This window comes from Candidatus Poribacteria bacterium (assembly GCA_026702755.1).
Lineage (GTDB): Bacteria > Poribacteria > WGA-4E > WGA-4E > WGA-3G > WGA-3G.
On sequence record JAPPBX010000090.1, the window covers coordinates 163,337 to 176,414 of the forward strand.

The window sequence follows — 13,078 nt, forward strand, 5'->3', positions numbered from 1 at the left end:
AAAAATCCGTGTTAGCAATTTCTGCTGCAGCTTCACCTTTACTTTTATTCGATTATACCACATTTGTTGTCAGTAAACAACTTAATCGATGACAGTGTTCAGCAGGTTCACAGAGTATACCCATAGTTTACCCAGTAGCAAACAAAAAAACAGGTTGTCTGAAACCGAAAAAAGGTGTAAAATAGTAACGCTATTTCTTGAAAGAGGGTGAACAACGTTCCGACCAAAGATCTCAAAATTCGGCCATTCACTATTTTCCTTATCTGTGTGTTAGTGCCTGCCAACTGTTGGTGGGTGTCTGCCTCTATCATGCGTGGCGGTGGGAGTCCAACGCAGGTTTCGCTTTTCTACAATGCCGTTATCACCATTTTAATCTTATTAGGTATCGGGCTTCTCTTGCGTCGGTTGCATCACGCATTTGCGCTCAACCGCGCTGAATTGCTCGTCATCTACACCTGCATCTCAGTAGGTGCCGGGCTTGCAGGTGTGGATCGATTCCTCGTGCTCATGCCGATTATCGGGCATGCACACTGGTTTGCAACCCCAGAAAACGACTGGGCAAACCTGTTCCATCTGCACGTTCCACAATGGTTAGCAGTTAGCGATAAGCGCGTGCTTGAAGGGTATTACAACGGATTTGCGAGTATCTACGAATCGCGTTACTTAACCGCGTGGCTACCGGCAATCTTTTGGTGGACGCTTTTCTTAGTCGCTGTCCACCTCGTGATGCTCTGCCTCAGTCTAATCTTTCGGAAGCAGTGGGTTGAATCGGAACGACTCAGTTACCCCATCATTCAACTGCCGTTCGAGATGACGACCCGCAGCCGTAACTTCTTCCGCTCGCCGTGGATGTGGCTTGGGCTTTCAATCGGTGTCACAATTGACATTATCAACGGGTTAAACTTCCTGTTTCCTGCCGTTCCAAGCCTCGGTGGAAAATTGTACGATTTGCGTAGGATTTTCACAGAGCGTCCATGGAGCGGTATCGGTTGGAGTCCACTCGGTGTTTTCCCCTTCGGTGTTGGGCTTTCGTTCTTTATACCTTTAGACCTCTCCTTCTCATGCTGGGCATTCTGGTTGATATGGCGAGCAGAACGCCTGTTAGGGGTTATTGCAGGGTGGCGTGGACTGCCGCGCTTCCCCTACGAAGCAGAACAATCACACGGTGCATACTTAGGACTTTGCGTCGTCGCTATCTGGATGAGCAGACGCTATCTGAAAGGAATCGTCCACCAACTCATCTCCCCAAAATCAGGTGAACCGATTTCATATCGCCTGATTGTTCTCGGTTTCCTTAGCGGAGCGGTGTTCATCGTCGGATTTTGCCTGAAGATGGGGATGAGTTTTTGGATCATCATCGTCTACTTCGCGATCTGGTTCGCGATTGCAATGGCGATTACACGTCTGCGTGCGGAGCTCGGTTCGCCGGTGCACGATTTGCATTTCATCGGACCCGATGAAATGTTGCCAAGGTTGTTAGGTATCCGCCGATTGGGTTCAGTGAACTTAACGGGGTTCGCCTATCTTTACTGCCTAAATCGCGCACACCGTTCACATGCAATGCCACACCAACTTGAAGGCTTTAAACTGGCTGAAGGTGCCAACATCCCACTGCGCAAGTTTGCCGTCCTCATGATGTTGGCTTCCGCGCTGGGCGCGCTCGGTTCGTTTTGGGCATATTTGTCCATGTATTATGCAGAAGGCGGTTTCGCCGGATTCGGACGCGAATCCTTTAATAGGTTGGAGACATGGCTCACCTACGCCGCACCTCCGGATGTGCCAGCAATCGGTTTCGCATCGTTCGGATTCGTCCTGACGTTATTGCTCGCCGCAATGCGGATGCGATTCATCTGGTGGAATCTACACCCCGTCGGTTACGCGATCTCTGGGAGTTGGGCGATTAATCCAATGGTAGGTTCAATTTTTGTCGGATGGTTGCTCAAGTGGCTCGTGTTGAAGTACGGCGGACTCCATTTACATCGAAAAGCCGTTCCATTTTTCCTCGGCATTGTGCTCGGTGAGTTCGTGATTGGTTCGTTCTGGAGCCTCCTCGCCGTAGCACTCGACCAACCGATGTATCGCTTCCTCTTTTAAACCAACAACGGACACGAGGTATAAAAAGGCGTTGCTATTTTTTCTGTTTATGGTATAATATTAAAAACGCGACACCTTGGAAGAAAACAATTGGAACTACAGCAGAAAGCAGAAATTATATCAGACGCACTTGAGGTGTTATTCGGTGTGCCGACTCGCGACGGGGCAGAAGATGTGCTGGAAAGTCTCATCCTAACAATCCTGTCGCAGAATACGACAGATGTCAGCCGCGACAAAGGCTATACTCGGCTCAAAGAACGCTTCCCGACATGGGAGGATGTGCTACACGCCGATGTTAAGGCGGTAGAGGCAGCGATAAGGGTCGTCGGACTGGGAGAACAGAAAAGCAACACTATCAAAAATTTCCTCACATGGCTCCAAGCCGAACACGGCGAACTCTCATTGGAATTCATGCACAATATGGAAACGGAGGAAGCATTAGAATTCCTGTGTCAACACAAAGGCATCGGTATCAAAACGGCTTCCGTTACACTCTCCTTCGCGTGCGGCCGGGAGGTCTTCCCAGTTGATACACACATCCTGCGCATCTCCAAACGTCTCGGACTGATTCCACCGAATTGCAGCGCGGAAAAGGCACATCAACTGTTACCACCGATTGTGCCGGAGGGAAAGGCGTATCCATTCCATATAAACCTGATTTATTTCGGTAGACAAATTTGTGATGCCCGAAAGCCGTTATGCGAACGGTGTCCATTGACGCAGCACTGCCTTTACTTTAAAGATAACTTGTAGACTTAGGGAGTACTTCCCTGTATGGGAGGGAAAATATGTTTAATTGGAGAAACTTGTCATGGAAACATCTGTTTGTGGTGTTGTTGGTATTACACATCCTCCCCGTCTGGATCTTTGCCTATTTCCCTTCGCAAGACGGTGTTAGCCACGTCTATAACGGTTTAGTGCTGAAGGAATATGGGAAACACGAGAATTACAAAATGCGGGATGCGTGGGAGTTGAATATTACCGTTTTCCCGAACTGGTTATCCCATATTTTACTCGCAGCACTCCTCTACATATTTCCACCCGTTATCGCGGAGAAGGTCTTTCTCACAATCGCGATAGGCATGGTCCCGTTCGCTTTCCTCTATTTCCTCAGTGCTGTCCACAAAGGTCAAAATGAGAAATTTGTGTACGCTTGGCTCGGTTTTCCGTTTGCCCTCAATTATCTGCTTTACATGGGTTTCTACAACTTCCAATTGAGCATTTCGTTTTTCTTCTTTAGTTTCGGATTCTGGTGGAAGCATAAGGATAACATCCAAGTAAAGCATCTCATTGGGCTTTATGTGTTATTACTGCTGACTTATCTGTCGCACATTGCCTCTTACGGTCTCGTCATGTTGGGTATCTCCATAGCAGGCGGATGCTTGTCAGGGGCACCGGCGATAGCCGAAGCGTGGCGAGCACGCGGTGAAGGGTTCATTGCGGTGTGTCAAAAGTTCGTCGTTAGCCTCAAGCCTCTTTTTCGCTTTCTTCTCTACATGGTACCGATGTATTTTATCCTGATAGAGTACTACCTACAGAGTATAAAACGACATCCACAAGGAAACCATCGCGGCATGGAGTGGATTTGGGATTACTTTTTGGGCGTTAAATCAATCGTCTATTTCACCGACTGGCATGTTCCTGTCAACCGTTTTCTCCTCGCGGTGTTAGCAATAGCAATTGTTATTTCCATCGGCTATCGAATTTACCGAAAGGCATGGGTGAAACAGACGGATGTTTTCTTACTCATCGCATTTCTGTTTACCTATATGTTCATCAGGGCACCGTGGAGTTATGGACCTGGTGGTTGGATCAATGACAGGATCCATCTTTATATTCTGTTGATGGTGACAGCATGGCTAATTCCGAATATGGGTAAACTCCCGCGCTACGTTATCACAACTTGCCTCATCCTTTTCAGTTTAGTTCACTGCGGCAGGACTGCTTATGACCACGGACGCATTTCTCCAGAAATTGCCGAACTTCTATCGGGCACACACTTGATAGAATCGCATACAAATTTTAGACACCGCAGTACAGGTTGGCACAAATCGGTCGCTCAGTTTGAACATTACAATTCGGGTTCAAAGAAATGGGAGCTCAAGAATCAAATCAAATACGTGACACCCTTTGTACACTCTACAGCCTTTTACGGTGTCTACGCCGATGACGTGGGACACCTCGAAAATTATGAGGCAGCTTATTACTACTTCCCTGTAAACCGCAAAAACGCGAACGCTACTATAGACTATTTCGTCGCGTGGTACCCGCCGGATACAGAGGCATTCCGCAGGGAAACCGCCAATTACGAAATTATCCACGAAACAGAACACCTTCAAATCTATAGAAAAAAGCGCGCCCCAGGACCGATGCTCGAACTCTGGGATAAGACCGAAGAAGGAAATCTTGTCATCCGGTTTGACATGCAACCTGACAACGCTGAAATCGCGTCGAACCATCACGCCATTGGACCCAACACAGTATACGAAAGCGGTAAATTCGGATGGGATACGCTCGCGCCCCATGAAGCATACCGCGGGAACAGAAGTAAGACAGAACTCGCGCAGGATGCTGTTTGGAGTAAGGAGGACGCTGCTTTCAAACTTGATTTGCCTAACGGAAACTATCGTGTAACCAACACCTTCTCAGCAGCAGGCAATGCTAAGCATACAGTCAACCTATTAGCAAACGGAACACCAGTGCTCAAAGGACTCACTGTAACAAAAGAAGTTGAAGTGCATCAGCACACCTATACCGTCGAAGTTACCGATGGTTACCTCACCCAAGTCATTTTCACCCCCAAAGATCGGGTAAAGACTGACGCTGAATGGAACAAGAAAGATCACTTTTGGATTTGGAACGGCTGCACGGTCGAACAAATCCCTTAAACTCAGAACTTACGCAGCCCTTCGCTGGCGAGGTTTGTAACCTCGCCAGCTGCACGTAATATGTTGGGATTTATAAAAAAATTGCGTAAGTTCTACAACTATTAAGGTTACTCGGTTTTGCTTCCCCTTCCCAGTAATGGGTTGGGATTCTCTATTCAAAACCGATTCCTGATTAAGGGTGAGTTTTTTGAAGATAATTAACGCTATTCTTAACAAAAGTCTTACAATCAATAGACTTTCCATTTTTTGACAAGGACTATCGTTAAAAAAACCATTTTTCGATAACAAAGAAAAATGAGCAAGGAGATGTTAGAAAAAAATGATTAAACCACATGGAGCCGAAACCTTAACCCCGCTTTACGTTTCGGATGATGCAGAACGCGCTGAACTAACCAAAGAGGCGGAGCAACTCCCGTCGGTACTGCTATCTTCAGGTGCCGCTGCATCAGCCGTCATGCTCGCGTCAGGGTACTTTACACCACTTACGGGCTACATGAACATCGCTGAAGCGATAAGCGTCGCTGTAGATATGAAACTGCCAAACGGACTCTTTTGGCCCGTCCCTGTGATGAACATCGTTCCGTCGGAACAACTCACGGATGCAGTAAAGAATACCGATAGAATTGCCCTACGCGATCCGAACGTTCACGGGAATCCACCACTCGCTGTTATGAAGGTTTCGGCAATCGAGACACTTTCAACAGAACAGAAGCAACTCCTCATCGAAAAGACCTTCGGAACGACCGACCCGGAACATCCCGGTGTCCCTGCTTTTGCAGAGGTCGGAGATAACGTCCTCTCCGGTCCTATCGAAGTGCTGAACTATTCCTACTTCCGCGAAGACTTCCCGGACACCTTCCGCACAGCCGTCGAGATTCGTGAAGATATCGCTGCGCGCGGATGGAACACCGTCGTCGCTTTCCAGACGCGGAATCCGATGCACCGTGCCCATGAGGGACTCTGCAAAATCGCACAAGAGGCAGTCAATGCCGATGGTATTCTAATTCACATGCTTCTCGGTAAGCTAAAGCCTGGGGACATTCCCGCTGGTGTTCGTGATGCTTGCATCCGTACGATGGTGGAACACTATTTCCCCGAAAACACTGTCTCTATCACCGGTTACGGGTTCGATATGCTCTATGCTGGACCGAGAGAGGCACTCCTCCATGCCGTCTTCCGCCAGAATTGCGGTGCGTCGCACTTCATCGTCGGACGCGACCACGCAGGCGCAGGCGACTACTACGGCGCATTCGATGCACAGGAGATTTTCGACACAATTCCTGAAGACGCACTCGAAATCGGTATCTTCCGTGGTGATTTCACCGTATGGAGCAAAAAGCGCAATGAAATCATCATGATGCGCGACTACCCGCACGATGCAGACGATTATTTCGAGATCTCTGGGACAAAAATGCGTGAGATGCTCGCCGCTGGCGAACCACTCCCACCAGAAATTTCACGCCCTGAAGTTGCTGAGATTTTGATGGAGTACTATCAGTCTGAAGCGAACGCGTAGGTAATTTGTTTGTAGGTGGGATTTCCTTGTCCCGCCTACAGCATAACGATACTAAGTCGGTTCATACTTACTAACAGGATAGAAAACATGAGTACTTTCAATAGTGACAAACGCTCTCTCCAGAATATACTTGAAGACATTGAGACTGGACAAATACAACTACCCGATTTCCAGCGCAACTGGAGATGGGATGATGAACACATCCTAAGCCTTATCGCTAGTATATCACAATCATTCCCTGTCGGTGCGATAATGATGCTCAAGAATGGAGGTTCAGTTCGTTTTGAGAAACGCCGCATTGCGGGAACTAAACCTGAGATTGATGGAGTAACCCCTGACATCTTAATTTTGGACGGACAACAACGACTGACAGCCTTATTTCAATCTCTAATATCTGGGCACGCAGTCAATACATTGGATCCCAAAAAGAAAAAGGTTCAACGGTGGTATTATTTAGACATGAAACAGTGTGTCGCTGACATAATCGATTGGGAAGGAGCAGTCATTTCTGTCCCGAAAAACCGCATAGTGAAAGGGTTCCGTGGAGAGGTTATTCTTGATCTATCGGATTCAAATAAAGAATATCAACAAAACCTTTTTCCTGTAAGTCGAATTTTCGATACAGATCCGTGGATGCAGGGTTATCTTGAGTATTGGGAGTTGGCACAAGACAAATGGGCATTGTACCAAAAATTCAACAACGAAGTTATCAAGTCTTTTGAACAATATCAAGTACCAACCATTACCCTTGATAAAGACACTCCAAAAGAAGCTGTTTGTTTGATCTTTGAAAAGGTAAATCAGCAAGGAGTTCAGCTCAACGTTTTTGAACTTCTCACAGCGTCCCTCGCGGCAGAAAGCTTCCGGTTACGCGATGATTGGAAACTTAGACAAAAACGTCTAAGAGAATATAAAGTCCTAGGAAAACTTGAGGATGTCAATTTCCTACAAGCACTTACATTAATTGTGACAAAAAATCAGAACCCCGCAATTAGTTGTAAACGCAAGGACATTCTAGAATTGGATCGAAGGAGTTATGAAGATTGGGCAGATCAAGTCGAGAATGGATTTATGAAGGCAGCCCGCTTTTTGCATAGACAAAAAATTTTCGATGCAAAAGATGTTCCATATTCAGCTCAACTTGTCCCTCTCGCCGCTATTCTAACTGACCTAGGTAATATAGGAGAAACAGAAGGAACTCATCGCAAAATAGCTCGTTGGTATTGGTGCGGTGTGTTAGGTGAGATGTACGGTGCTGCTACTGACACTCGATTTGCCAGTGATCTTTCTGAAGTGACAGAGTGGGTGAAAGAAACAGGAAAAGAACCACGGACGATTCGCGAAGCAAACTTCAGAGAAGACAGATTATCCGAACTCCGAACCCGTAATGGTGCCGCGTATAAGGGAATCCACGCGTTGATTATGCACGACAGAGACACAACAAAATGCAGCGATTTTCGTACGGGAGTCCCTATTGATGAAAAGATCTTCTTTGATGACAAGATTGACATCCACCACATATTTCCCAAAAAATGGTGCGATAAACAAGGTGTCGAATCTAATGACTATAATAGTATTATTAATAAAACAGCACTCTCGGCACGTACAAATCGTATGATAGGTGGACGCGCTCCTTCAGAGTATTTGCGAAGAATACAAAAAGGGGCAGCGATAGAAACCTCCAAGATGGACGAAATACTCAATTCTCATCTTATCTGTCCAAGGACGCTTCGTGCTGATAATTTCAAAGATTTTTTTCAAACACGCAAAGAAGCCCTACTTGAGGTAATTGAGAAAGCAATGGGTAAAAAGGCAATCCGCGAAGGCGATGATCTGCCGGATACTTCGGTATAACAGAGGCAAGATAGCACAGTGGAAGCCATCCAATACACCAAAAGCATCCCACGTTATCTGGCAATGCGCTACCTTGGGAAACGGTGGCGAAGTCTTTATACGTCGCCCGTCTCTTGTGTGCATCTCGTTGATATACCAGAGCCACAACTGCCGACACCTGAATGGATCAAAGTCAAGCCCAGACTCAGCGGTATCTGTGGCTCCGATTTGGCGACAATTACTGCGAAAGGGAGCCCCTATTTCTCGCCGTTCACATCAACGCCTTTTGTGTTAGGACATGAAATCGTCGGCGATATTACGGAGATCGGGGATGCTGTGGACGGCTTTTCCGTTGGTGCACGCGTGGTGATTGAACCCGCGCTTTCATGCAAGGTGAGAGGCATTTCGCCGCCGTGTTATCAATGCCAAAACTTGCGCTTCGCTAACTGCGAAAATATCACAAAAGGAGACATCTCCGAAGGCGTTCAGACAGGCTACTGTCGCGATACGGGTGGCGGGTGGAGTCAGTCCGTTCTCGCACATCAATCACAACTCCATCTCGTCCCTGACGATATTTCGGACGAAGCCGCTGTCCTCCTCGAACCCTTCGCCTGCGCGCTACACGGGGTCCTGAAAACAAAAAGTTCGGTAGGAGGGATTTGTGATCCCGACGCTTCGATCTGTGTAATTGGTGGCGGTACCATCGGGTTGCTCACCGTCGCGGCACTTCGGACACTCGGTCACCGAAATCGAATTATCATCTTCGCCAAATACCCGCATCAACAGCAATTGGCGCGTGAACTCGGTGCAGATGACGTGCTATCACCGAACAGCGATCGATACGCGGCGTTCTCTGAGCTAACGGGTGCGGAATCGTACCAACCGGAGTTGGGACAACAGGTATTAACCGGTGGTGTGGACGTTACTTTTGACTGCATCGGGTCCAGCGTCACGATAGATGACGCGCTCCGTTTCACCCGTGCGGGTGGCGAAGTTATCTTAGTCGGTATGCCGGGAATCCCCAAAAACGTTGACTGGACCTCAATTTGGTATAAGCAATTGCGCGTAACAGGTGCCTATACGTACGGGCTCGAAACGCATAACGAGGAAGAAATTCATACCTTCACACTCGGTATGCGCCTCCTTCAAAAGATGGAAACCCATTTGCGTCCGCTGGTAAGCACACTTTTTCCGCTCAGAGATTATAAACGTGCCATCCAGACCGCCCTGAACACCGGCAAGACCGTCACGGTGAAAACCGCATTTGATTTACGGTTCTGAAAATATTAGGGTAATCTGATAAGAGAGAGCCTTCAATCAAGAAGGTGCTATAATCTCTGAGGAGGTGTGTAACGTTTTTGGCAGTGTTGAGAGGTAGGTTGATAAGGCTATTTAGTTTTCGGCTGCTGGATAGGGAAAAATCCTTCACTGTTTTCTTTGGAGTCTCGGATCAGATATCGTAAGGCTTTGTTAACAGATGCAGCGTCTGGAAACACCGCAACAATGTCGGGTTCTAATTTGACAATAGAAGTATCATGCTGTTTAGACCCTGGGTCTAAAATCTTCGTTGGTAAGCGGCAAGAATGCGTATTTGTGTTTTCCTCGGAGTCTTGGATCAGACATCGCAGGGCTTTGTTAACAGTAACATCGTCTGGAAACACTGCGGCGACATCAGGTTCTAACTTGACAAAGTTACCGAACTGCTTACGCCCAGGACCAAACTTCCGCACTCGCAAGTTTTTCAGATCATACTCTGGACGAAGTTCATCATGTATTATTGTTTTATCCTTGTTCATAATATATCAAATCGTTGTTTGTTTGAAGTCCTGAATTATATTTTGGGTAGATTCATTTTACTATACGCTATATGCGAAAAAATATCAATATGTAGGGAACAAAATTTTTATTGTTAATTTTCTACTTTGGCATAAGTACCCCTAAGCAATTGACTGACACACGCCTGTTATGACACCTCCTGCCGCGTCTCACTCTCAGAATCCCGTTCAAACCGCCCATCTTACTCATACTGGACTTACGGCGCGGAGTGTCCTCATCGGTATGGCAGCAGTGATATGCCAATGCCTCGTCACCCCCTACAACGATTTCCACGTCGGCGGCACCTACCTTGCGGGAAACCATCTGCCCATCGCCATTGTCTTCGTCATGCTGGTTTTCGTCCTCAGTGTCAATGTGCTCCTGAAAAAACTGAAACCCGGTACCGAGTTGCAAGGCGGCGAACTCCTGATTATCTGGGGGATGATGTTGGTCGCATCTGGCATCCCCTCTTCAGGATTGATGCGATACCTCGTTCCACTCGCTGTCAGCCCACACTATTTCGCGACCCCAGAAAACGAATGGGTTACCCTTTTTCATCAGCACCTTCCAGATTGGATGGTCGTGAAAGACCCGAAAGCCGTTTTCTATTTCTATGAAAAACTACCAGACGGTGATTCGATCCCGTGGCGGGCATGGTTGAAACCGATTATCGGCTGGAGCGCGTTTGTTCTGATCTTCTATTTCGTCACCATCTGCTGGACAGTCCTCCTCCGAAAGCAGTGGGTGGAACATGAACGCTTCACTTTCCCGATCGTTCAACTGCCACAGGAGATGTTTCAATCACCGTCAGGGGGTGCGCTGCTGAATAGGTTCTTCAAATCGCCGCTGATGTGGTGCGGTTTTGCGATCCCGGTGATACTGCACGGCTTGAGGGGATTGCACCTCTACTTCCCAGCTATCCCGAACCCACCTCTCGATTTTGCGATTGCCCGATACTTCACCGAAAAACCGCTGTCCGCTTTGCAGTGGTGGCCCACCGTGCATCTGTTTATCTATCCGTCGATTATCGCCATCGTTTATCTGCTCACCCTCGAAATTTCGTTTAGCTTCTGGTTCTTTTTCATGCTTGGAAAGATGGAGACAGTCCTTATCTATGCGACAGGCTCGAAAGTGAATCAGTGGACCTTCCACCAAAATCAACAGATGGGTGCACTGCTCGTTTTTATCGGATTTATTCTCTTCATCGGCAAACGCCATTTCGGAAGGGCGTTCGCCACAATTTTTGGTAAACGAGCAAGCGGTGATACCAACGAACCTCTCCCTTACATTTGGGCAGTAGGTGGATTGATTGTCGGGACCTTACTGCTGACCCTGATATGCAGTATGGCGGGGATGAGTGTATGGGTGGCACTCGTCATGCTCGGAATCTTCCTCGGTATAACGACAGTCGGAACGTGGATGGTCGCGAATGGCGGACTATTGTTTATCATCTACTCCTTCCTGCCCGGCGAATTCCTGATTACGTTGTTCGGCAGTTCCCGCGTGAACGCCTCAAGTTGGACTTTAGTCGCTTATGAACGCGTCTTGATGTTCGATATGCGGGAAATCCTGATGCCGGGCGTGATGAACAACTTCAAACTCGCGGAACCGTTACGTCTCAGACAACGGCCGTTTCTACTCGCCATGGGCATCGCAATCGTCTTGGCAATGGGGGTCTCCTACTATTCCTCTTTAGACCTCGCGTACACGCACGGCGCGGTGAACCTACAACACTGGACCTACATGATCTCCACAACCACCCCATTCAATCGCCTCACAAGTATCCTCCAAAACCCGACCGGTATTGAACTGGAACGGATCGGTTCGTTCCTCTTCGGCGGTGGCACGATGTTCGGGATGCTCTGGATGCGCCACCACTATCTCTGGTGGAAACTGCACCCGATCGGCTCTCTCCTAATGACAAGCTACGCAACCTATTGTTTTTGGGGTTCATTCTTCATCGGTTGGCTCCTCAAATACACTGTTCTGAAGTTCGGTGGCGTTGCCCAGTACCGTAAACTCCGTCCGCTCGTTTTAGGCGTTGTGTTAGGCGAGTGTTTCATCGGTGGTATCTGGATTATCGTTGGACTGATGACCGGCATCGGCTATCGTCTACTACCCGGTTGATATAGGGCAGATACCTCCGTATTTTTCTTGACTTTTACCTGTTTTTGTTATATAATGCCTACATAGTTAACCCATCTTGTGGCTGACACTTGGTATTGAGTCGCAAGACCTAAGTTTATCGGGTGATCCTTCCCTAATATTTAGGCACCAACTTCTCTAAAAAGACCTGAACCATTTTTAAGGAGATAATCATGGAAAATAACGTACCAATGACCCGCGAAGACCATTGGAGCCGTCCGGTGGCTATGGCTCCCGACGGGCAATGGCTCTCTTTACGAGAAGTGGTAGACGAAGAACCCGCTCAGTTTTCGTTTATCCAATTGACCCCTGAGCAACAATCTGAATTAGTTGCGGAACGTATTCGACAGCGCCCCAAATTTGACGTAGGTATCTTGGGGCTGGGCGTATTCAGTAAAAAGCGTGCCATTAACGAAGTCAGGGCGCGAACGCGTATAGGACGTACGTTAATTGAGGTAGAGCAGCGAATGATAAGACTTTTGATTGAACGTGCCCGCCAAGGAACTCTCTAATCTGCAAAATAAGAACACTTTTCAGATAAAAAACACAGCATTAAATTGGGAACATTTTTGAAAATTCTCGCTATTGATTCCAGTTACGATGAAATTACACAAGTATCGTGTGTCTATCGAAATCGGCATGTTTATCCTTACTTGGAATCCAGAGGGTTTGAACTTGTTTGAGAACCCAGATATTATCAACCCTCGTCTGTTTAGCAGTCATCCATCATACCCGTTAAAACCATTCTTCAAGATTGACTTCTGCCTCCAAAATTCACGCCTTACCT

At 47.5% G+C, this 13,078-nt stretch carries 8 protein-coding genes and 1 pseudogene; 8 read left to right on the forward strand and 1 reads right to left on the reverse strand.

Translation table 11 applies throughout. The annotated features are described in order from the left end of the window. Positions 1-207 precede the first annotated feature (207 nt). The 6 genes from OXH39_17820 to OXH39_17845 all read left to right on the forward strand — a co-directional run bounded on the left by OXH39_17820 (position 208) and on the right by OXH39_17845 (position 9,612). A complete protein-coding gene (locus OXH39_17820; GenBank protein MCY3552323.1) occupies positions 208-2,094 on the forward strand; it encodes a hypothetical protein in 1,887 nt (628 codons plus the stop codon). A gap of 90 nt (positions 2,095-2,184) precedes the next feature. Then, the gene (locus OXH39_17825) at positions 2,185-2,847 is read left to right on the forward strand and encodes an endonuclease III (protein ID MCY3552324.1); all 663 of its coding nucleotides are present in this window, start codon (positions 2,185-2,187) and stop codon (positions 2,845-2,847) included. A 35-nt stretch (positions 2,848-2,882) separates the two neighbouring features. Continuing rightward, positions 2,883-4,982 (forward strand): hypothetical protein, encoded by a 2,100-nt coding sequence (locus OXH39_17830; protein MCY3552325.1) that lies wholly within the window; start codon positions 2,883-2,885, stop codon positions 4,980-4,982. A gap of 319 nt (positions 4,983-5,301) precedes the next feature. Continuing rightward, on the forward strand, positions 5,302-6,498 hold the full coding sequence (sat, locus tag OXH39_17835; GenBank protein MCY3552326.1) for a sulfate adenylyltransferase: 1,197 nt from the start codon (positions 5,302-5,304) through the stop codon (positions 6,496-6,498). Between the two features lie 87 nt (positions 6,499-6,585). Then, positions 6,586-8,352: a DUF262 domain-containing protein gene (locus OXH39_17840; protein MCY3552327.1), complete on the forward strand. Its 1,767-nt coding sequence runs from the start codon at positions 6,586-6,588 to the stop codon at positions 8,350-8,352. An 18-nt stretch (positions 8,353-8,370) separates the two neighbouring features. Then, positions 8,371-9,612, forward strand: a complete 1,242-nt coding sequence (locus tag OXH39_17845; GenBank protein MCY3552328.1) for a zinc-binding dehydrogenase — start codon at positions 8,371-8,373, stop codon at positions 9,610-9,612. A gap of 314 nt (positions 9,613-9,926) precedes the next feature. On the opposite strand, the pseudogene OXH39_17850 reads toward OXH39_17845, so the two are convergent. Then, positions 9,927-10,127, reverse strand: a pseudogene (locus tag OXH39_17850) (hypothetical protein). A gap of 262 nt (positions 10,128-10,389) precedes the next feature. On the opposite strand from OXH39_17850, the gene OXH39_17855 reads away from it, so the two are divergent. Both OXH39_17855 and OXH39_17860 read left to right on the forward strand, forming a co-directional pair. Beyond that, a complete protein-coding gene (locus OXH39_17855; GenBank protein ID MCY3552329.1) occupies positions 10,390-12,273 on the forward strand; it encodes a hypothetical protein in 1,884 nt (627 codons plus the stop codon). Between the two features lie 191 nt (positions 12,274-12,464). Then, on the forward strand, positions 12,465-12,803 hold the full coding sequence (locus tag OXH39_17860) for a hypothetical protein (GenBank protein MCY3552330.1): 339 nt from the start codon (positions 12,465-12,467) through the stop codon (positions 12,801-12,803). The last annotated feature ends 275 nt before the right edge of the window (positions 12,804-13,078 follow it).

Excerpts from the sequence above, each read along its gene's own strand:
- OXH39_17830 (MCY3552325.1), top strand. The coding sequence starts at position 2,883 with ATGTTTAATTGGAGAAACTTGTCATGGAAACATCTGTTTGTGGTGTTG.
- sat (MCY3552326.1), top strand. The coding sequence starts at position 5,302 with ATGATTAAACCACATGGAGCCGAAACCTTAACCCCGCTTTACGTTTCG.
- OXH39_17840 (MCY3552327.1), top strand. The coding sequence starts at position 6,586 with ATGAGTACTTTCAATAGTGACAAACGCTCTCTCCAGAATATACTTGAA.
- OXH39_17855 (MCY3552329.1), top strand. The coding sequence starts at position 10,390 with ATGGCAGCAGTGATATGCCAATGCCTCGTCACCCCCTACAACGATTTC.
- OXH39_17860 (MCY3552330.1), top strand. The coding sequence starts at position 12,465 with ATGGAAAATAACGTACCAATGACCCGCGAAGACCATTGGAGCCGTCCG.